This window comes from Paraburkholderia solitsugae (assembly GCF_013177695.1).
GTDB classification, from domain to species: domain Bacteria; phylum Pseudomonadota; class Gammaproteobacteria; order Burkholderiales; family Burkholderiaceae; genus Paraburkholderia; species Paraburkholderia solitsugae.
Genome location: NZ_WOEY01000089.1, coordinates 74,444 through 95,836 on the forward strand (window position 1 = coordinate 74,444; position 21,393 = coordinate 95,836).

Annotated in this window: 15 protein-coding genes; 3 read left to right on the top strand and 12 right to left on the bottom strand. The window is 61.6% G+C overall.

Features of this window, described 5'->3' with window-relative positions; genetic code table 11:
• Nucleotides 1–88 precede the first annotated feature (88 nt).
• Entirely contained in the window at nucleotides 89–340 is a 252-nt protein-coding gene (locus tag GNZ12_RS22755; RefSeq protein ID WP_172313941.1) for a hypothetical protein, read from the bottom strand.
• A gap of 144 nt (nucleotides 341–484) precedes the next feature.
• Complete coding sequence (locus GNZ12_RS22760; protein WP_172313874.1) at nucleotides 485–1,606, bottom strand: sensor histidine kinase; 1,122 nt, start codon at nucleotides 1,604–1,606, stop codon at nucleotides 485–487.
• A 130-nt stretch (nucleotides 1,607–1,736) separates the two neighbouring features.
• Between GNZ12_RS22760 and GNZ12_RS22765 the strand changes: the two genes are divergently transcribed.
• On the top strand, nucleotides 1,737–1,895 hold the full coding sequence (locus GNZ12_RS22765) for a response regulator transcription factor (protein ID WP_172313876.1): 159 nt from the start codon (nucleotides 1,737–1,739) through the stop codon (nucleotides 1,893–1,895).
• Nucleotides 1,896–1,923: 28 nt separating this feature from the next.
• Here GNZ12_RS22765 and GNZ12_RS22770 read toward each other — a convergent pair whose 3' ends face one another.
• The 9 genes from GNZ12_RS22770 to GNZ12_RS22810 all read right to left on the bottom strand — a co-directional run bounded on the left by GNZ12_RS22770 (nucleotide 1,924) and on the right by GNZ12_RS22810 (nucleotide 14,679).
• Nucleotides 1,924–3,282: a sigma-54 interaction domain-containing protein gene (locus GNZ12_RS22770; protein ID WP_172313878.1), complete on the bottom strand. Its 1,359-nt coding sequence runs from the start codon at nucleotides 3,280–3,282 to the stop codon at nucleotides 1,924–1,926.
• On the bottom strand, nucleotides 3,279–6,335 hold the full coding sequence (locus GNZ12_RS22775; protein ID WP_172313880.1) for a peptidase domain-containing ABC transporter: 3,057 nt from the start codon (nucleotides 6,333–6,335) through the stop codon (nucleotides 3,279–3,281). Before GNZ12_RS22775 ends, GNZ12_RS22770 begins: the two co-directional genes overlap by 4 nt.
• A gap of 77 nt (nucleotides 6,336–6,412) precedes the next feature.
• The gene (locus GNZ12_RS22780; protein ID WP_172313882.1) at nucleotides 6,413–7,165 is read right to left on the bottom strand and encodes a peptidylprolyl isomerase; all 753 of its coding nucleotides are present in this window, start codon (nucleotides 7,163–7,165) and stop codon (nucleotides 6,413–6,415) included.
• A gap of 37 nt (nucleotides 7,166–7,202) precedes the next feature.
• A complete protein-coding gene (locus GNZ12_RS22785; protein WP_172313884.1) occupies nucleotides 7,203–8,576 on the bottom strand; it encodes an HlyD family efflux transporter periplasmic adaptor subunit in 1,374 nt (457 codons plus the stop codon).
• On the bottom strand, nucleotides 8,554–11,163 hold the full coding sequence (locus tag GNZ12_RS22790; protein WP_172313886.1) for an FHA domain-containing protein: 2,610 nt from the start codon (nucleotides 11,161–11,163) through the stop codon (nucleotides 8,554–8,556). Before GNZ12_RS22790 ends, GNZ12_RS22785 begins: the two co-directional genes overlap by 23 nt.
• Before the next feature lie 228 nt (nucleotides 11,164–11,391).
• The gene (locus GNZ12_RS22795; RefSeq protein ID WP_172313943.1) at nucleotides 11,392–12,792 is read right to left on the bottom strand and encodes an efflux transporter outer membrane subunit; all 1,401 of its coding nucleotides are present in this window, start codon (nucleotides 12,790–12,792) and stop codon (nucleotides 11,392–11,394) included.
• A gap of 331 nt (nucleotides 12,793–13,123) precedes the next feature.
• Nucleotides 13,124–13,408, bottom strand: coding sequence for a hypothetical protein (locus tag GNZ12_RS22800; protein WP_172313888.1), 285 nt, complete (start codon nucleotides 13,406–13,408; stop codon nucleotides 13,124–13,126).
• Nucleotides 13,409–13,693: 285 nt separating this feature from the next.
• Nucleotides 13,694–14,128, bottom strand: a complete 435-nt coding sequence (locus GNZ12_RS22805) for a DUF4399 domain-containing protein (RefSeq protein ID WP_172313890.1) — start codon at nucleotides 14,126–14,128, stop codon at nucleotides 13,694–13,696.
• 47 nt (nucleotides 14,129–14,175) lie between these two features.
• Complete coding sequence (locus GNZ12_RS22810; RefSeq protein WP_172313892.1) at nucleotides 14,176–14,679, bottom strand: DUF4399 domain-containing protein; 504 nt, start codon at nucleotides 14,677–14,679, stop codon at nucleotides 14,176–14,178.
• 399 nt (nucleotides 14,680–15,078) lie between these two features.
• Between GNZ12_RS22810 and GNZ12_RS22815 the strand changes: the two genes are divergently transcribed.
• The gene (locus tag GNZ12_RS22815) at nucleotides 15,079–17,085 is read left to right on the top strand and encodes an SUMF1/EgtB/PvdO family nonheme iron enzyme (protein WP_172313894.1); all 2,007 of its coding nucleotides are present in this window, start codon (nucleotides 15,079–15,081) and stop codon (nucleotides 17,083–17,085) included.
• Nucleotides 17,086–17,302: 217 nt separating this feature from the next.
• Nucleotides 17,303–19,042, top strand: coding sequence for an IS1634 family transposase (locus GNZ12_RS22820; RefSeq protein WP_172313896.1), 1,740 nt, complete (start codon nucleotides 17,303–17,305; stop codon nucleotides 19,040–19,042).
• 69 nt (nucleotides 19,043–19,111) lie between these two features.
• Here GNZ12_RS22820 and GNZ12_RS22825 read toward each other — a convergent pair whose 3' ends face one another.
• Nucleotides 19,112–21,172 (bottom strand): serine/threonine protein kinase, encoded by a 2,061-nt coding sequence (locus GNZ12_RS22825; protein WP_172313898.1) that lies wholly within the window; start codon nucleotides 21,170–21,172, stop codon nucleotides 19,112–19,114.
• Between the last annotated feature and the right edge of the window lie 221 nt (nucleotides 21,173–21,393).

Here is a 21,393-nt window from a genome sequence, read left to right on the forward strand (position 1 = left end):
CGATCTCTTCCCCTGTCCGGTGCCTGCTTCTAAACATTAGGCGCAGGACCGGATTGCGACAAGAGGCGAGCGGCTAGGGAAGCGCCCCCTATCCGTGCCCTGTCACGAATTTTTTCGTCGCGTGATAGCTGTGCTTGGTTGCATCAGCAACGGCATGGCCGGCCTCCTTCGTACCGTGGCCGACCGCGTGCGCGGCATCGCGCACAGCGTGCCCGCTCTTCTTTCCTGCCGTCTTGACATCGTTCTTGAATTGGTGGGCACCTGTAGCCAGGCTCGCATGCGCCAGCGGGCTGAGCCCGGCCACCACGAACAGAACGATCGAAATTCCCGTCTTCTTCATCACTTTGGTTTTCCCACATAAGATTGGTGCGCACGATAGTCAGCCGGACAGCTGAACGCCGCCCGCAACCCGTTGCTCGGCGATCGTGAGCGCCCGCACCAAAAGCACGTCAGCGGTCGATCCGCCTATGGCACATCAAGCGTGCTACTGACGGCGCGGCAGGCGCACGGCGAACACGGTTTCTGTCTCGTCGGACCGCGCCTCGATCTCGCCCCCATGGGCCTTTGCAATCTCGCGCGCGATATACAGTCCGAGCCCCAGGTTGCCGTCTGCGTCATATGATTCTTTCTGATTCAGGCCACGCTGGAGCGGGTCAAAGATCCGATCCAGCGTCATTCGCTCGATAGCGGGCCCGTGATTTCTGACCTCGAAACGAACGTCCCGCTCCTCGCCGGTCACCACCACGCGCACCGGCGCGTCCGGCGCGCCGTACTTGATCGCATTCAACACCAGGTTGCCAAGCAACTGCTGGAGACGGCGGCCGTCCCAGACACCCTGACAGTCACCTTCCACGTCCAGGTCAACCTGACGGTCTGGATGCGCTGCCCGCAACTGGTCGAGTTCGTCGGCAAGCAGTTTCTTCAGGTCGGCATCAGTCGGCGCGATATTGATTCCCAAACCCAGCCTGGTTCGATTGAAATCCAGCATGTCGTTCAGAAGGGCCTGCATGCGAGCGCCACTTCTGATCAAACGGGACGCGGCTACGGATACCTGCTCCCCAGCGTTCAGCGCCGCCAGATATTGGGCCGTCATCAGGATGGTCTGGAGTGGGCTGCGCATATCGTGCCCGAGCATGCCAAGCAAAAGATTGCGAGCCTGGTCCACTTGCGCGCTGAAATACCCGACTGATTCGGCCAGTGCCTGGTCGATGGCCTCGTTGAACCGGATGACATCATCCGGATGCGGGGCTTCGGGCTGACAATCGTCCATCCAGAGGCGCAGGACGCTGGCTCGCAGGGCGCGGTACTCGGCAGCCAACTGGTTGATGTCGAACCCGCCTCGCGCCCGCAGAAGGGCGTGCGTCTGCGCAGCTGTCTCGGGAGCGCCGATCAGTACGGGGGCCCGCCCCATCGACTTTTCGGCTTGCGCTTCCCTGGTCTGGGCCGTCGACAGGTCCTTCGCCACGGCCTGCAGAATCTGTTGCGCATGGTCTCGCAGAGCGAGCGATTGCATGTCTGCGGCCGCCGGCAAGAGGGTAGCGGCAAACGCCTCCCATTGCACCACAATGGTTTCAATGTCGCGCACGATGAAGTCGGCCAATCGCATGTTTGCCCTCAAAGAAGCGGAAAAAGGTCAGTATGGGGCATTCGCTGAATTTATATTACGCGCAAATAGCTGCTTTGATTCTATCGGGTCCCTAAATTGCGTGACATAGGGTGCAACCTATAGGAACCCAATGTCCACTGCGAAAGCGGAGCGCTTACTCATCGCGGACGACGACCCGGATTTGCTCGAGGCCTACGTGCTGTTCTTCGAGGCTGACGGTTACGCCGTCCAAACGGCTGCTGACGGTGTAGACGCGCTCGCCGCGTACTGCGCATCGCGTCCTGACTGAATTGACCATCGACATCAAGCACCCAGCCTCAACTACCGCTGTCGTCCTCATCGTGCTCGTCAGCACCGTTATTGCCCGTAGGCGGCGCATTCCGGTTGCGAAAATCCTTTGAATGCAGCCCATGCTTCTTCAGGAGCATTTGCAAATGCGAGCGGTTCATATCGATGCGCCGCGCCAGTTCCGCTACAGTGCCGCTCACTTCGCGAAGGCCGCGCTCCAGGAAGGCTTTTTCCGCGTCATCGCTCGCAGCGCGCTTGGCGTCGCTCAGCGACATCAGATTAGCAACGCTGATTGGCTCCTGTCCCGCCGCCGTGGCTGCATGGGACAATGCCGCGGCGGAACCGGGCGCAGCCGGCCGCATATCCACTGGCAGATGATCGATATCCGCCATCTCTCCAGCCAGGCACGACACGCGATACATCACGTTGCGCAGTTCGCGAATATTGCCCGGGTACGCATAGTTCAGCAGAAAGTCCCGCAGACGCGGCGTCAATCTAACGGGCCTTCGTTTTAGCGTACCCGCGGCCTCGTCGCCGAACCACGCGATCAGCAGCGGTATCTCATCGCGTCGCTCACGCAGCGGCGGTAACGTGACGTGAATCACGCTGAGACGGTAGAACAAATCCTCGCGGAATTTGCCCTCTTCGCTGAGTTGCCGCAGATTGCGATTGGTCGCCGCGACGATGCGCGTATCGACGGCAATCGTTTCATCGGAGCCCACGCGTTGAATCTCATGCGCTTCCAGCACGCGCAGCAGCTTCACCTGACCGGCCAACGGCAATTCGCCAATTTCGTCGAGAAAGATCGTGCCGGTATGCGCGCTTTCGAATTTGCCCTTGCGGTCGTTCGAGGCACCGGTGAACGCGCCCTTGCGGTGACCGAACAATTCCGACTCGAGCAGATTGTCCGGAATCGCACCGCAATTCACGGAGATAAACGGCTTGTCCGAGCGCGAACCATTCGCATGAATCACCTTCGCCATCAGCTCCTTGCCGGTGCCGCTTTCACCGTCGATCAACACCGGCAAATCGGTCGGTGCCGCTTTCTCGGCGATTTCGAGCGATTCGAGCAAACGCGGATTGTCGCCAAATGTTCCTTCGAAAATGAAACTACGCTCGATCAATGCCTTTCTACGCGCGCCACGCGATTGATCGGCAGATGCAGCAGGCTCAGCAGCCGTTGCGGCTTGGACAAATCGCTCCTTGTGCGAGAGCTGCATGACCTCGTCGCGTAACGAGGTGGCTTGCCGGAGCAGCTTGTCGATGTCGGCGCGCTCGAGCCGGGACGACCAGCGCAGCGTCGAGCGCAGAATCTCGATGCGCTCGATCAGGCCCGCGTATGAAATCGCCGGGCTGGGCTCTTCTACCTGGTCGAGAATCTTCATCACGCACTCAACTGTTTCTGGACCAACTGGTAGTACATGCCGCCGCGCTGGATCAAATCATCGTGACAGCCCTGTTCGACGATCGCCCCTTCATAAAGCACCAGAATTTTGTCCGCGCGCATGATGGTGCTGAGCCGGTGCGCAATGATGACCGCCGTTCGACCCTTCAGAATATCGTGCATATTGCCGAGGATATTGCTCTCCGACTGCGAGTCCAATGCCGAGGTCGCTTCGTCGAATACCAGTAGACGCGGATCGTGATACAGCGCCCGCGCGATACAGAGCCGCTGGATCTGCCCGCCGGATAGGCCAATACCGCGTTCACCGACAATCTGCTCATAGCCGAGCGGCATCTTGCTGATGAACGCGTGCGCGTCGGCCATTTTCGCGACTTCCTCGATGCGGCGCCGCTCAGGCGCGTCGTCGCCACTGGCAATGTTCTCGGCGATCGTGCCGGAGAACAGCAGATTGCTCTGCATCACATAGCCGATCTGCGCACGGTAATAGGCTTTATCGACCACGCCGAGGTCGTAGCCGTCGATCGTCATCTTGCCCTCGGTCGGCGCGTAGAAGCCGACCAGCAGCTTGGCGAGCGTCGTCTTGCCGGAGCCGCTGCGGCCCACAATCGCCACCAGTTCGCCGGGCTTGATATCGAAGCTGATATTTTCCAGTACATACGCCGAATCGTCCTCGCCGTAGCGGAAATAAACACCGTTGAGACTGATATCGCCTTGCAGTTCAGGCAGCATCACGCGCGAAGGCAAATCCTGCGGCTTCTGTTCCGGCTCGATATCGAGCACGTCGCCGAGCCGCTCCATCGCCACACCCGCGTCGTTCAGCATGCTCCACAAGCCGACCAGTCCCATCAGCGGACCCAGCACGCTGCCCATGAACGCGTTGAACGCGATCAACTGACCGATGGTCATCTCACGCGCCAGCACCAGATTCGCGCCGACCCAAAGGATCGCGATCGTCGTCGCCGCGTTCAGCAACTGGCTGCCAAGCCCAACGAGAATGCTGAAAGCATGCGCCCGGTATTGCACTTCGAGCGCCTTCGCGTATTTCTTCTCCCAGCGCAACCGTACCGGCCGCTCGATGCCCATGCCCTTGATGGTCTCCACACCGGCGAGCGCTTCCATCAGGAATGACTTTGATTCGGTCGAGGCCGTGAACACCTCACGCGCATAGTTCTTGATCTTCGGCGTGGCCAGCGCGGTCAGCGCCATGATCGGTATCACGAACGCAATCAGCACCAGTGTCATCCTCACGTTGTAGACGAACATGATCGTGAAGTAGATAAACACCATCAGCAGATTCAGCGCGGTGGTCACCGTGGATTCAGTGAGAAAGGCGCGGATCGTCTGGTTCTCCTGGAAGCGCGCGAAGATGTCGCCGGTTTTCCGTTTGGCGAAAAACGAGAACGGCAAAGACATGGTGTGCTTGAAGAACTGCGACATCATCGCGAAGTCCATGTTGCGCACCATGAAATTCGCGAGATACGCACGAATCGACGACATCAATTGCGAGAACACATTGGCGATGATCAAACCGCCGATCAGCAGATGCAGCAGGCTGACGTTCTGATGCACGATCACGCCGTCGAGAATGTTCTGGATGATCAGTGGCGGAATCACGCCGAGTACTTGAATGACGAATGTAGCAAGGAACAGGTGACCGAGAATCTTCTTGTACGGCCTGAGGTAGCCGACAAAGCGTATCCACGGCGAACGCGCAGCCGACATCTGCAGGAGATTCGGTCCACCTGTAAACAACAGACAGGTGCCGCTCCAGCCGCGTTCGAAATCCTCCACCGTCATTTTTCTGAAGCCGAGTGCCGGGTCGGCGACCCACACGTATTCCTTCGAAAGCCCGTACACCACCACATAGTGGTACCCCTCCCAATGCACGATGAAGGGCAGATCGAAACCGCGCAACGAATCGAATGTGCATTGCACGCCGCGTGCGGTGAAGCCAAGCGATTCGCCCGCGCGTGCGAGGCTGTCGAGCGTGGCGCCTTGCGTCGTGACGTTGGCGAGTTCACGCAGTTTGCCCAGCGTCATCGGGATGCTGTAGTGGCGGCAGACCATCGCGAGACACGCGGCGCCGCAATCCATTTCCTCAGCCTGTTCGACCAGCGCAAAGCGCTTGATGACTTTTTCGCCAAACTCGGGTTTGGTCTGTAAATCGAGCATCAGCGGCAACTTGCGCCGCTGTTCGAGGCGCTTTTGCCGTTGCAATTCGCGGTCGCCGTAACGAATCCGCTCGTCCAGAACCTCGCGCAGCTTGGGATTGCGTTCGAGGATGAAATGGACCGTCCGCTCCGGGATCACCAGCAGCCGCGTATCGGTCGCCGCCACCACCGACGCCATTTGCTCCTGCCGCATCAAACACGCTTTTTCGCCGAAGATCTCGCCTTCGCCTAGCGTAGCGAGCGTGTAGTCGTGGCCTTCCTCATGACGGACAATGCGCACTTCGCCTTGCCGCACCACGTAGAGCCGCCGGTCGTCGCGTCCGTCCTGTTTAAGGATTTCCTTGCCGGCGGCCACCCTTTTCACGCCGACGCTGCGCACATACTCTTCGAGTTCCGCCTTGTTGAGCTTGCCGCGCAGATCGAACAACTGCGCGACAAAACCGCCGGCCGAACTGATCGCCACGTAGCTCGCGACAAAGGCCAACGCGGCCTGATTGCCGGCGATCACCGGCTCGATTGCGGCGCGGGGAATGAACAGCAACTCGGTTTTCGCGGACGCTCGCACCGACGCCTCATGCACATACGCGCGCAACATCGCAATATCGGCGAAAATCTCGCCGGTCTTGCGCACGCCCATGCTGGTTTCCTTGCCGTGTTCCTCGGTGAAGATACGCACCGAGCCAGAACGAACCACGTAAAGACCGTCAGCCGCCTCACCCGCCGAGCACACCGTTTCCCCGAACGAATAGAAGCGAGCCTGCGCATATTCGGCAAGACGCTCGATCTCGTCGCGCGAAAACGGCGAGAGAATTTCCACCGAGGTGAGAAACTCGGCGGCGGAGGGCGCGGTCTGGGGTGCATCCATGTGCTTGCGGACCTCGATTCGACTATGCGTTGCTTTGCGCTTCTATGTTTTGTTGCGGCGCGATGCGAAATACGCGGTTAGCGCGCTTCGATCACGTGCTCCTGCGCGCGCGCAATCAGCCAGCTCTCGCGCAGCAGACGCCTGACTTCAGCGGCGACATCCGCGTCGAGTGTCGCGGGATACTTCGCCGTCACGGCGAAAATCTCAAAGCACGTGCGGTCCGCCGACGGAAACGGCCCGAGCAGATCGCCCACCGCCGCGTTGAAAATCTTCGCCTCGATATCCGGCTTCAACGATCCGCGCAGCACCTTGCCGATTACACCGCCGGCTTCACGCGTATCTGCAATCGAATGCTCGCGTGCCATGTCGGCAAAGCTGTCGGGATCGTCGTGCAGGTAGGAGATCATTTCCTTCGCCTTGCCCTCGCTGTCGAGCACGATATGGCTTACCTCGATCGCGTCGAACTTCGGCGAATTCAGCGCGAAGTAATCCTTGATCGCTGCCTCGTTGCCGACTACGTCGAGCATCTTCTCCTGATACAACCCGTCCGTAATGAAAGCCTCGAACTCGTCGAGACTCACGCCGAGCGCATCGAGGTACTGATTCATATCCGTCGCGCGATGCAAGCCGCGCACCCGGCGGAACTGATCGGCGCGCTGCTGGATTTCGTCCGCGGTGACGGCAATCCCCTGCTTTTTCGCCGCATGCACCGTGAGCTTGTCGCGCACGATCTGCTCGATCAGGCTGTCGAACTGGCCGGTCAATTTCAGAAGACGAATGAACTCGGAAACGTCCACGACTTCGTCATCGATTCGCACTATCGCGGTCATGTCATCCGCTCCTTTCATTGACGTGTAATCGGCGCGCTCAACCCGCCACCTGCCTGAACGGATCCAGACCCAGATCGATCAGCCGCCGCTCGCGCACCACAATCTCCGCACTCGCCGTCATGCCGTAACGCAGCGGATAGCGGGTGTCGGCGATCTGGTAGTAGGTCTTGTCGAGCGTCACCCGGCCTTCGTACACCGGCTGCTTGTCCTGCACGGACGGCTTGGTAGCCGGCGAAATATAGGCGAGCGTGCCGCTGATCAGCCCATAGCGCTGATACGGGAACGCGTTGAATTTCAGCTTCACCGGCTGACCCTCGTGCAAAAAAGCACGGTCGTGTTCGGCGATTTCAATCTTCAGCACCGGCTTCGCGTCTTTCGGCGCGATGCCGCCGAGCGGCGCGTTCGCCTGGATCTTGTCGCCCCGCTGCGTGGAGGTCACGTCGGTGATGACGCCGGAGACCGGTGCGAGGATCAGCAGGAAATTGTCTTTGTCGATGTTCTCGAAGCGAATTCGCGCGGCCGCTTCGGCCACGAGGCGCGCGGTTTGCAGTTGCAGACGCAGCTTGTCTTCCGCGTCAGTGATGTCGCGAACTGCCGAGTCGTACTGGAGTTGCAGGTCAGTAGTCTGCTGCCCGCTGGTCTCGAGTTGAGCATTAGCTTGCGCGTATTCATGGCTCAGACGGAAATCCAGTTCCGCGAGTTTCGATTGCGCGACACGGTAGGCGTTATCCGCTTCCAACGCGGCGGTGCGTTTCTGCTCCACCTGCAACTCGGCGATACCACCGCCGCCTGGCTGCGCGAAAAGCTGCGAGTAGCGGTCCAACTCCTGACGCGCCGCCTCCCGCGTGCGGCGCGCGTTGTCGAGCACGCTGCGAGCTTCGTCGAGTTCGGCCTTCTGGCCTTCGGCGAGTTTGGTCGTACCCTCGGAGACGCGATTTTCGTGCTGGTGGGCCTCCACTTCCAACTGCGCCTTCAGCGCTGCGGCCTTGCGCTCCATCAGCGCCTTCTTTTCGGGGAACTGCTTCCAGTCGCGCTCGGCGTCTTCGAGCTTGAGCTGCGCCTGCAGCGCGTTGCTCGCGGCCTCGATCGCGCCGCGCGCATTCAGCCGCGCCAGCACGTCGCCCTTCGATACCGGTTGGCCCTCGGCGATGTACAGATCGGCAAGCTCGCCGTCGATGGGCGCATAGATGCGGCGGACTTCCGATTCCGGCGAAAGCGTGCCTTGCGCGCTGACGATCACATCCGCGCGACCCACGAACGACCACAGCAAACCGGCCACCACCAGCGCGACCATTGCCCAGATCAGCGCGCGCGCAAGCCGCACCGGCTCGGCGGTCAGAATCGCGATGCCTTCGACGCTGTGGTCCTCGAGCGCCTCCGACAGCGGCCTAGGGTGATTGTCGCGTTTCACTCTGCTCGCCTCCGATCAACGCCAGCTTCGCCTTCAACAGCCCGGGGTCCAACACCATGCGCAGATCGGTCAGCGAGCGGCGCTGCAACTCCGCTTCGGCCTGGATATCCGCCAGCAGGCGGTCGAAGTCGGCGGAATGATCCGCCTTCAGTTGCGTATAGATGCGCATGCCTTGCTGCGCGGCAGACTGCGCATCGGAAAGCAGGCGCGCCTCGCTGCGAAAACCGGGCGAAATCCCCGCTTCCAGCCGTTGCGTACCGCCGATCGGACCACTCGCCCGATACTCTTTCCAGAGACTCTGCGCGCGCAGCATCAGGTCCTGCGCACGCGCCAGCGCTTTGTCGTGCAAAGCGGCGACGTCTTTCTGGATCGATTGCACGAACCACGCGTCCGCTGCGGGATCGAGACTGGCGTAGAAGGACAGCAAGCGCTCGTCGTAATCCTTGCCGCCACGCGTCTTCTGCAAATCGGTGAACTGATCGAGCAGCGCCTTCTTGTGCGCCAGTTCCGCTGTGATCACGTCGGACCACGGCCCGGCAGGCATGGCCTGCAAGTCGCTCAGCGCCTGCTGGGTATCGCCGCGCAGCCACGCCGCGCTCGCAGCGTCATGACGCTGGATGACGTCCGCCGACGGCAGGCGGCTCGCGGCCAGTTGCTGGAATTGCGCCTGAAATGGCGGGGTGCTGAAATGCACCGTTTTCAACAAGACGAGCAACGGCGTCAATTGCCGACTAAGCGCGGCGTTCAGCACGTCGGCGTAGTGGCGCAAATCGTCCCGTACACGATCGAGTCCGGCGAGACGCGGATACCGTTGCGCGTAGTCGTCGAGCACGGCCGGCAGCGCATCAGGCTTGTCGCGCGCCAGTTCGGTGCGAATGGTGCCGTTCAGGCGGTCGATGGCGGCGAGGTACACCGAGTCGTCGCTTTCCAGTTTGCGCAGATGGCTCAGCGCCTGCGCGTACGGCTCCGCAAAAACGGGCACATACGAGGCGATGCGATCGAGTGCGCGCTGATGGCTCCTCGCGTCGTCGTCCCAGCGCTGCAGCAGGCCGTTGATGGTGCCCTCGTCGGCGTACATGCGGATCGGCGCGTCTACTCCCCCGCGCCCCACCACGAAGCGCTCCAGGTCGCCCACCCATTGCAACTCGCCTATCAGAGAGGCGGCGTCCGCATTACTCGCACTCAACGATCGCATCTCCTTGAGCCGCGCGTCGGCCTGGTCGAACTGCGCCTTTTGCAGCGTGTTCAGCCAGCCGGGGAGTTTCGCCTTCAGCAGTGCTTCGCTCGCCAATGCACTGATTTTTGTGTCGGCGGGATGGTTCGCCAGATAGCCGTTTGCGGCCGTTACCGCGTTGGTGTAATCGCCGCTCGCCAGCATATTTCTCAAGTCGCGCTCCGATGAGCCGCGCATGTAAAGCGTCAGCGCGATGACCACCAGAACGGCGAAGGCCGCGCCACTCCACCACACGGCGCGACGCTCCAGCGTGTGATCGCCACCCGCAAAGGCCTTGCTGAGTTCGCTTGCGAGAAGACGCCAACGCTGCGCCCGGCCCTTCGCTGCGTGCGTGCCTTGCTTGCCGTGTGTGTCGTTTGCGCAATGCGTGCCGCTTGTTCCATTTGTTCTGTTTATTCCGTTCTTGCCGTTTGCACCGCCCGCCAGCGCGTCACGCTTCGCGTGCGCAGACGCAGCCTGCGCCGCCTCGTTGACTTCGTCTTCGCGTTGCAGCCCCGGGTCGACGCAGAAGATATCGAGGAACGAATGCGCGGCACCAACGAACGTGGTCTTGTCGGTATCGGCAGCTTCGTCGGCAGCGGGATTGAGGAATAGCTGGGTCACGGTCGGCTCGACTTCAGGGGGGTGTTGCAACGTCACCCTGTAGACGAAGTGGTCGCCGCCAAATGCAAGGACATCCCCCTCCACAAGCGGCAGCGCGGTTTCGTCGAGCCGCTTTCCACCGACGAATGTGCCGTTGGTGCTGCCGAGATCTTCGAGGCAGAGTTCGCCGCCCTTCAGAAAGATGTGCGCGTGGCGCCGTGAGATGTAGTTGACCTGATGCGGATAGCGGTCCTTATAACGCGAGAAGACTTCGTCCGCCTTGCTAATGAGAAATGGGAACGCCTGCACCTCGATCGGTTGAAGTCCGAGGTCGTCGCGCTGTGGCACCAGCAGCAGTCCGGGTACGGGTGCCGCACTCGCGGCGGCGACGATCCGCGCGCGCGGTTCGATGCTCACGCGATAGCCAAGCTCGCCGCCGAAGCACAATTCGTCGCCGGCACGCACCCGCGCAGGGGCTTGCCGCACCGCGATGCCGTTGAGTGTCGTGCCGTTCTTGCTGCCGAGGTCCGCGACATAGACGGCGCCGTGCTCCGTGAAAATCCGCGCATGGCGGCGTGACAGGCGGGTAATCCGCTCGGCGGGGTAGTCGGTAAACGGTACCTCGCTGCGCCCGATCGCGAACAGGCTGTCGACGATCCGGATCGCGTCGAATGCGGGATACGACGCGGACGCAACCGGCGACAGCACCACGTCAAACGCGGAGTCCAGTGTCGCGTGCATCTCAGCAATCGGAGCTTCGCCGGCTGTCATTTTATCTGGATCACTAATCGTTTACCCGCTGCGACGAGAACGCAGCAGGAACGGAAAGAAGAACTATGGCGAATAGCGGATGTTCCAGTGAGCCGTGCAGAACCTGGCTCCTTACAAATTTTAAGTCACGCATGGCAAGTGTCAATTTTCAGATCGTCGGTTGTAAGGGCCATTCTTGCGTCATATGCAGCCGAAATACGCCACGCGCGCGCCACGCCTCGGATTAGCTCAGTGTTCCTTTACTTCCGCCTGCACATTCACACTCGGCCAACCGCCGCCCAGCGCCTTATAAAGCAATACCGTGTCGGACAGAATCAGTTGATGGTTGGCGAGCAGTTCCTGCTGTGCTTCCAGCAAGGTCCGTTCGGTTTCGAAAACTTCCAGCTGCGAAACCACGCCAAGGCGCAATTGCGACTGAATCTGATCGGCGACGATCTGCAGGCGCGATACCTCCTGCTGCAATTCCACGCGCTGTGCCTTATGCGAATTCAGATTGACCAGCGCGTTTTCCACTTCCTCGAACGCACCCATGACCGCTACGCGGTACTGTTGTTCGGCGACCGTCGATTGCGCTTGCGTGACCTTCACATGAGCCCGCACGCCTGGATCGAGAAGCGGAATGTCGATGCTGGGCAGAAATCCGTAGGTGAACGACTTCAACAAATCGGTCAGCGCGAAACTCGCGGTGCCGCCGTGGCCGGTGAGGTTGATGGTGGGCAGTTGTGCGAGCTTGGCCTCGCCGACCAGGTTGTAGGCTTCCAGCACTCTGAACTCGGCGGCCACCACGTCGGGGCGCCGCGCCAGGAGTTGCGCGGGCAAACCGTCGGGCACCACGGGCAGTTGCACGCGTTGCTGCAAATGCCCCTTCGGCAACTGGAACTCGCCTGCCGGCACGCCCAGCAGCGTGCATAGCGCGTTGTTCGCGAGATCACGCGCACGGCGCAGTTCGAGCAACTGATTCGTCAGGCGGTTGATCTCGGCCTGCTGGCGCAGCACTTGAGTTTGCGGTATGAGGCCGTTGCGGCGTTGGCCGTCGTAGATGGTGAGAATCTGCCGGTTCGTCACGAGCGTTTGTTGCTGCTGCTCGATCTGGTCGTCGAATTGCAGGATCTGGAAATAGGTACTGGAGACGTTCGCCACCAGTTCCAGATAACCGGCGCGCCAATCTGCTTCGCTAGCGTGAAATTCGGCCTTTTGCGCCTGCACGCCCTTTTCCACTTTGCCCCAGATATCGATGTCCCAACTCACCTGCGTCGCGACGTTGTACTGCTTTGAAAACGTCTGACCTGTGCTCTTTTCGAAATCGGCGCCGCCGCCAAGATCCATGGTCGGCAACGCGCCTGCCTTGGCCTCGCCGATCTGCGCGCCGGCCACGTCGATACGCGCGGCCAGCACCTTGATATCGAAGTTGCCTGCGATCGCTTTAGCGATCAGCGTGTCAAGATACGGATCGTGGAAGCCTTTCCACCAGTCCGGGTCGATGGTCGCGGCCGCCGATACCGGCGAGCCTTTCTGATCCGACCACGACGCCTTGGCGGGCGTATCGGGTCGCTTGTAATCGGGCATGCTGACGTCGACACACGCGCACAGCGACAGCGCGCAGGCCGTTGCGGCGCAGAGCCCGCGCAGCGCCGGAGCCGTGCGTCTCGCACTTGCCGGTCGACGGTCCGCACGGCACCGCGTCCAGGCATTGAAGAAGCGCTGACGGGCCAATGAATCAAGCAACGCTGACACGATTTTCTCCGATTACGCCGGCTACGCTGCACGAGGAGAACGCGCCATTCAAGTAAAGCATGTCCTGCCCGGCTTCACCATCGAAGCGGTGCAGGAAGGTCGGCGCGGGGATCGAGCGGTGACGCTGGGGTCGTGTGGAAAGAACGATTGGATGCGAAATCTTTTTGACGCGCTGAGGTTGCGCGTCCCGCGGAGGCCTGAGCGCCTCCGCGGCGGCCTGAGCCGTTCAATACACGTTGATGTTGTTGCTCGAGCTCACATGCGGATCGATCGTAGTGGTCACGCCGGCGACGAAGGCTGCGTTGTTGCCATTGGCGTTCTGAATGTTCATCGACGTGCTGATCAGTTGCGTGGCGTCGACGTTCTTGCTGTTGTTCGGCGCATACACGGGCGTGAAGTTGAAAAACGACGACGACGGATAGCCGTAACCGTAGCCGCCGCGCACGGCGCTCATGGCCTTGCTGTCGAGTTGGGCGGTGACGGACAGGTCTTTGATCATCAGCGTGTTCATGGTAAATCTCCTGGAAGGGAAACAGCACAGTCTTGCGGTTGGGTTCGAGCATCTTGTCTGCTCGAGTGTCACTAACGCATGGGCTGTGCCAGTTTTGCTTCCCGATCCTAAGAAATGTTCCAGACGGCCGTGGATAAAGGACTTCGGGGATGGTGTGCCAGCGGACGAAACGCGACAGCCACGGTAGGGCCAATTGAAGCTGGTGGATCCCAGCCAACAACGCGCGCGACGGTGTTGGCTGCGACGTGACACTGCAGCGGAGAGCAGCGTTGCGTCGATACCGCGTCAACGCGCAATGACGGTGATCTTCTTCGAGTACACCGGTGGGTTGTGCGGAATATGCTTGTCGTCACCCATCAGCAGTTGCAACGTATGCTTGCCGGGAGGCAGTTGAATCATTGTTTCCGTTTCGCCCGCGCCAAAATGCAGATGGTTGCGGTCCGACGGAATTTCCTGGTCCATCGGCGGCAGGTCGGTGTCGATCAGCAGATGGTGGTGCCCCGTGTTGGGATACTTGACGCCTTTCGGCGCCACGCCCATATAGCGCAAGCCGAACCACACCCGAAACGGTTTATTGGCCGGCACCACCTGTCCGTCGTTCGGATAGCCGATATAGACGTGCGCGCCGGCCGGCGATGGCGTCGTGCCGGCCGTGGCGAGATTCGGCGAGGCCAGCGACGCCAATGTCACTAGCGCCGCGAGCGCGATGATCCTGACCATGATGATCTCTCCGTCCTGACGGACCCGCTTTGAATGCACGGGACGCCCTAGTCTTTTAGTACGGTGATGGTGATCTTCTTCGAATACACCGGCGGCACGTGCGGTATGTGGTTGTGGTCGCCGAGAATGAGTTGCAAGGTGTGCTTGCCCGGCGGCAACTCGATGCGCGCGTCCGTCTCACCCGCACCGAAATGCAGATGATTGCGGTCCGACGGAATTTCCTGGTCGAGCGGCGGCAGGTCAGTGTCGATCAGCAGGTGGTGATGACCGGTATTCGGAACCGCCACACCCTTCGGACACACGCCCATGTTGCGCAGCCCCATCCGCACCCACAGTTTGCCGCCGTGAATCACCGCGCCATCCGACGGCCAGATGATGTATTCCTCGGCGCCCGGTGGCGAAGGGGTTTGTTCGGCAAGCGCGGATTCAGACAGTGCCGCGATGCCTAGCAAGAGTGAAAGCGCGGTGCACAAAGTGGTGCAGAACGCTGCAAGACTCGCCTTCGTTCCATGACGTAGGTCGAGCACGCCGAGTGTATGGGTTCTTCGCATTGTGCACTCTCCCGAAGAGGGGTCATGGCTGCCTCTGCGCCAGGTGCAGACCGGGCGCTCCCGCTGGATGTCGCGGGCGCTCGCGTGATTTCACGTGGATTCACGTGGCGGGTTCACGTGGATGAGCGGCCGCATTACTAAAACGGCCGTACTGCGTTACTTTGTGAATTAGCTTAGGTCGTAACTTGCCAAAAAGATACGCCACACTCGTTAACCGAATACCGCGTTGACGATGCGCGGACAGTTGTGGCGCGCAAACCGCGTGCTATCGTTGTTCATAGGGTGTCGATGGAGCGTCGAAAGCGGCATCGATGCTGCGCTCGGTCCGCTCCAGCGGCTGATGCGGGCGTCGCGGCCGTCGAAACCCTATGTTCTATCCGGAACAAACAGGATACGAATATGTGGCGAACATTCCTGCTGGTGTGTATGGCCGGGGCGATTCAGGCGCATTGGGGCAGTGTTTATGCCGCAGCGCAGCGTGACGGCGCGGAACATGGCGCTGCCGCTACGCGTACGACGGCAACGTTCATCACGCCGCTCACACTGCAGAAGGACAATACGCAGCCTGCGCGCATCGCGCTGGTAATCGGCAACGGCACGTACGGCGATCCCGCAGCCCCGATTCGCGGCAATGCACCGCGCGATGCTGAAGCTATGCGCGACACACTGCGTGCGCACGGCTTCGACGTCGTCATGCGCACCGATGCAACGCCGCAGCAAATGTGGCAAGCCATCAGCGAATTCCGCCAACGTCTGCGAACAGGGGGTATTGGCCTCTTCTATTTCGCGGGACACGGTATGCATATTGGACGGCAGACGCTGCTCGTACCCGCCGGCCTCGACGCACGCGCACCGGCGCGGCTGGTCAGCGAAGGCGTCGATTTGAATGCCGTATTGCAGGCGATGCGCGCGCCGCGTGCCGACGCGTTCAATCTCGTGATTCTCGATACGTGTTTGAACAACCCGTTCTCCGGCGACGTCACGCTCGATGCGTCCGCGCTACCCGCCAATACCGTGGTCGCTTACGCCACGGTGCCGGGTGGCTTTGCAGCGGATGGCATGCATCACGGCGTTTATACGAATGCATTGCTGCGCTCGCTCAACGACGCTTATTCATCACAGGATCTTGTGGGATTGTTTCAACGTGTGGCGACGAGGGTTAACGTGGTCACTGCCGGTGAACAAACGCCGTGGATCGCGTCATCGCCTGTTAAGGCCGCGAGTCTGAGCGAGCCGATATCTCGCGCGGTTAGTGCGCCGCTCGCATCCGCTACCAGCGACGACCCACTTATCGTGCTGCGCAGCAGAGGCATCCTGCCGAAGGACAGCAGCGAGCAGTATGAAATTACCTTCTGGAATTCCATCAAGGACAGCAACTACCCGGGCGATTACGAGGCTTATCTGAAGGCCTATCCGAACGGCCGCTTCGCCACGCTCGCCCACGCACGCATCGACCGGTTGCGCGCTGCGGCATCGGCGAGTGCGCCGTCCGCTTCGGCATCGACCACGTCATCTGCTGCACCGCCGGTCGCGCCGACACCGCAAACCGCGCGGCCAGCCGCACCGGCCAGCGCCGCGCCGCAGGACCACCCGCGCGCAGCCGCGCCCACGCCGACCGCAACGACCACCCCACCCGCGGCCCCTTCCACGCCGGCGGTCGCACAAAAAGCCACGGCGCATCCACCTGGCGCCGGAGAAAACCGCGATTGCGCCACCTGCCCGATCATGATCGCCTTGCCTGCCGGCGCGTTCTCGATGGGCAGCAACACCGACGACCCCTCCGAAAAGCCCGTCCATCACGTGACCATCGGCGCGCCCTTCGCGATCGGCAAATACGCGGTGACCGTCGAGCAATGGAATGCGTGCGCCGCAGCGAACGCCTGTCAAAAGCTGACGCCCGAAAGCAATACCAACAAAGCCGCGCCGGCACGCGACCTCAGTTGGGACGACGCGCAACAGTACGTGAAGTGGCTCAGCAAAACGACCGGCAAATCGTACCGCTTGCCCACCGAGGCCGAATGGGAATACGCGGACCGGGGCGGCACCACAACGACATACTGGTGGGGCGATCAGATGCGCAAGGGCAACGCCAATTGCAAGGACTGCGGCGGTCCCTGGCACAAGGAAGGGCCTGAGACCGCCGGCTCGTTCGCGCCGAATCCGGTCGGCCTGTATGACATGAACGGCAGCGTCTGGGAATGGGTCGCCGATTGCTGGCACAACTCCTACCAGGGCGCGCCCGTCGACGGCCACGCGTGGGACAGTCCCAGCTGCGACATGCGGGTGATTCGCGGCGGCTCGTGGCGCGAAGGCGGGAACTACATGCTGAGCGCGACACGCTTCAAGTACAGCGCGAGCGTGCGCCAGTCGCAGGATGGCTTCAGGGTGGTCAAGGATCTTAAGTAAGGCGGGTGCTGCGATGGCAGCGGGTCATGCGGGGGCTGCGAGTGCTTCCTCGGCTGCGGACAGTCCCGGCGTGTCGCCTAAGCCCAGCTTTAGCTTCTGAAATTGCTGGAACCCGCATCAGTTGTAGGGTTCGGCAATTTTTTAGTAGTCCTATGTAGCCATGTAATTCACATTATCACCTTGATTTTTCGCGCATGCTTTGCTTTTATTCGTGTTCATGTACATCGAACACGTCCCCAACCGCAACTCGCCACCCGCAATCCTGCTGCGCGAGTCCTATCGTGACGGCAACAAGGTCAGGAAGCGCACCCTGGCCAACCTCTCGTCGCTTCCCGCCGAGGTAATCGAGGGCTTGAAGGTCCTGCTACGCGGCGGTGTCGCCGTATCCTCGGTCGATGATGCCTTCGTGATCGAGCGCAGCCTGCCGCACGGGCATGTGGCCGCGGTGCTCGGCGCGGCGCGCGCCTGCGGCGCCGAGCAGTGGTTCGCCACCGCACCCGCCGCGGTGCGCTCGGTGGTCATGGCGCTGCTGGTGGCGCGGGTGGTGTCGCCCGCCTCCAAGCTCGCCACCCATCGCATGTTGCGCGACGAGACCGCGACCCACTCGCTGTCGCGGCTGCTGGAGCTGGGGGAAGTCGACCTCGAGCAGGTCTATGCCGCCCTCGACTGGCTGGGAGAGGCTCAGGCGGGCATCGAGAAGCGCCTCGCCCGCCAGCATCTGGCCGGTAGTACGCTGGTGCTCTACGACCTCACTTCGACATGGGTGACCGGACGCTGCTGCGAGCTCGCGGCGCACGGCTACAGCCGCGATGGCAAGCGTGACGACCCGCAGATCGTGTTCGGGCTGGTCTGCACGTCTGAGGGCATCCCGGTGGCGGTCGAAGTCTTCGCCGGCAACACCGCCGATCCCGCGACCGTAGCATCTCAGGTGGAGAAGCTCAAAGACCGTTACGGGATCGACAAGCTCGCCTGGGTGGGCGACCGGGGCATGCTCACGCAGGCACGTATCGACACGGTGTTGCGCCCGGCCGGGCTGGACTGGGTGAGCAGCCTGCGCGCGCCGCAGATGGCCGCGCTCGCCCAGGAGACGGGACCCTTCCAGCCGTCGCTGTTCGATGAGCGCAACCTGCTTGAGATGACGAGTGACGCGTTCCCCGGCGAGCGGCTCATCGTGTGTCGCAATCCGCTGTTGGCCGAGGAGCGCAGCCGCAAACGCGAGGCGCTGCTGCAGGCCACCGAAGCAGAGCTGATGAAGATAGCCGAAGCGACCTCGCGCGTGCGCAACCGGCTCAAGGGTACCGAAGCGATTGCCTTGCGCGTGGGCCGGGTCATCGATCACTTCAAGATGGCCAAGCACTTCGAGTTGAGCATCACCGACACGAGCTTTAGCTGGGAGCGCAAGACGGTGCAGATCCAGCAGGAGGCAGCACTTGATGGTCTGTATGTGGTGCGTACGAGTCTGCCGGCAGCGGCTCTGTCAGCCGAGGCGGCCGTGACGGCCTACAAGGGCCTGGCAGTCGTGGAGCGGGCCTTCCGTTCGCTCAAGACGGTCGACCTGCAGGTGCGTCCGGTATTCCATTGGAACGCCGGGCGCGTGCGCGCGCATGTCTTTCTGTGCATGCTCGCTTACTACGTCGAGTGGCACATGCGCGAGAAGTTAAAGCCGATGCTGTTTGACGATGAATATGTCGAGCAGGCGCGCGCTAGCCGCGCGTCGCCGGTGGCCAAGGCACGACGTTCGGACCAGGCGAAAGCTAAGGACGCGACCAGGCTTGGCGAGGACGGCTTGCCGGTCCATAGCTTCCGCACCTTGCTCGATGATCTGGCCACGCTCGCGTACAACGTCTGTCATACGCCACTCAATCCGGATGCCAGGCTCGTCATGACGACGCGGCCCACGCCCATTCAGGAAAAAGCCTTCCGCCTCCTGAACGTTAACCCCGCCTGTACCCAGTAACCATCCCGCCTTCGCACGCATAACAGCGCGAAATCAATAGCTTATGTTTCGGCCTGGTCAAAGTTCGGCCTAAGGTGTGTGCGGCTTCGTCGTGATCGGCGCGAAGTCCGCGACGATGTGATCCTGACCGTATTTTCCGGCAATCTGCGCAAGCCGGGTATTCAGTGCGCGCAGATAATCGGCACGTGATTCGCTTTCGGGCCGCGGCTTGTCGAATAACTGGGCAGGCGTAATCAGAAGCACCACCATCTCCGATCCAAACGGCTTCGAAATAATCCAGTCACCGGCGCTACCGATAGTGGCCGCGTAGTGCGGCGGCGCCTGATTGTCCTTCGCGCGCGGACTCGGCACCATGTGCACGACGCTGCCGTCGAGCTGGTAGTAGTCGAGGTTCACATACGAGTCGAAAGCAGGCGTGGTCACGTCGACGACCAGCGGATCGCCCTCGCTCAACTGGCCGCCGGGCGGGCGCACATGCAGCGACGCAAGGTGGCCTGCTTGCCAGTTGCGGGTCCAATAGGGGGCGAGCGCATTGATCGTGTCGCATTTATCGTCGGCGACCGGTTCGACCTGGAGCGTCAGCGTGTCGACACCCGGCAATTCGGTCAGCGTGTCCTTCAGGCGAGCCGCGCCGTAGTGCTGTGGGACATAGCCGCGCACCGTCAAGGAGTGGTCCTGCGTCGAAGCGGACAGCGCTGAGCATGGCACCTGCGCCAGCACCGGTGCGACGGCGGCCAGGGTCAGCGCGGGTTTCGGCGCTGGCGGTGCCGGAGGTTGCGCCGGCGGTGATGCCCCGAGCGACGCTGACGCCTCCGAAGCCGCCGCACCCGGCTGCGTGCCACTTTGACGATTCGGCGCCGACCGCAAAGCAAACACGGCAACAGCTGCGGCACACACCACGGCGAAACCCGCGAACCCCGCCTTGACGAAGGTACCCGATTTCTCCGAGCGCGCTTCGTTGTCGAACGCCGCAATGAAACGCGCGACACTCGGCATGCGCGTGTTGCGATCGAACGAAAGCGCGGCCCGTAATGCGTGCCACTGTTTCGCATCAAGATTGGGCGGGCGCTGCGGCTTGAACTGCGCATTGCGAGCCTGCGTCGCCGACAATCGGTCGAACGGATGGTGGCCCGTCAACAACTCGTAGGTAATGCAACCGAGCGCGTAGATATCGTCACGCGGGTCCGGCTCGCGATGTTCGATCATTTCCGGACTCGCATACGCAGGCGTCAACGCGCCGAGACTGCCGGGGTCGAAGACCGTTGCATCGCTCTCTTCCTCCGGCCGCTGGAACACACGGGCGATGCCGAAGTCGATCACCTTCACTTCGGCATTCGTCGTGAGAAAGACGTTGGCGGGTTTGAAATCGCAATGCACGAAGCCGTGCTCGTGGGCATAGGCGAGCGCATTGCACATTCCCCGCACGATCGGCAACGCGGCGCGAACCGGCATCCCCTTATAGCCCGGCGTGCGCAATAGCTGGCTCAACGGCTTGCCAGTCAGGTACTCCATCGTCAGATAGACGATCGGTCCGTCGCGATCGAAGTCGTACACCGTGATGATGTTGCGGTGCGCGAGTACCTGGGCCTTGCGCGCCTCGCGTTGCAGCGCGACGAGCGAATTCGGGTTGCCACGGAACTGGACGTTGAGCACCTTGATCGCGACATACGGCTTGCGATCCGACGCCTCGAGCTTGCGCATATCGAGCGCCTTGTACACCGTGCCCATCCCGCCGACACCCAGACATTCCTCGAGGACAAAGCGGTTGTTCAGCGTATCGCCCGTGCCTTTGATCTGATCAGTTCCCGGTGTACCGGCGGCGCTCGCCTCGCTTGCCGAGCTTGCCGCACTCGCAGAGCGTACCGACGGTATCTCGACGGTAGTCTGCATGCCGGTTTCCTCGCCGCCCGCCGCCACGTTCGAGACGCGCAACTGTTCGATGCGCCGCCGCACTTCGGCGTAGAGATCGTCAGGCAGAGGGGCTTTGCGATGCGCCGCGCCGAGCATCTCCAGCAGCTGCGTTGGACCGAGTCCTTCGGTCGTCAACGTGCTGTCGAGTTGAGCGACGAACTCGTCACGTGACAGATCGCCGTTCTGATAGTCGCGAATCACATGCGCAAGGCTAGCCATTTGTGCGAAGCGCCGCCGCTGCCGTTGGGCCGGATCGCATGCGACCGGTGCCCCTCGGGCTGATAGAAAACCTGTCGTAACCAGTTACATGTGCCGCTTCGATACTAGTCCCCGACCCGCGCTTTCGCAAACCAGGATTGCCCCGCTGCGTGCACCGCCGGAGAGTGTCTTGCGACAGCCAACAGAATCCGGTGCGTTGTTGGGTACGCACCGTCAACCGC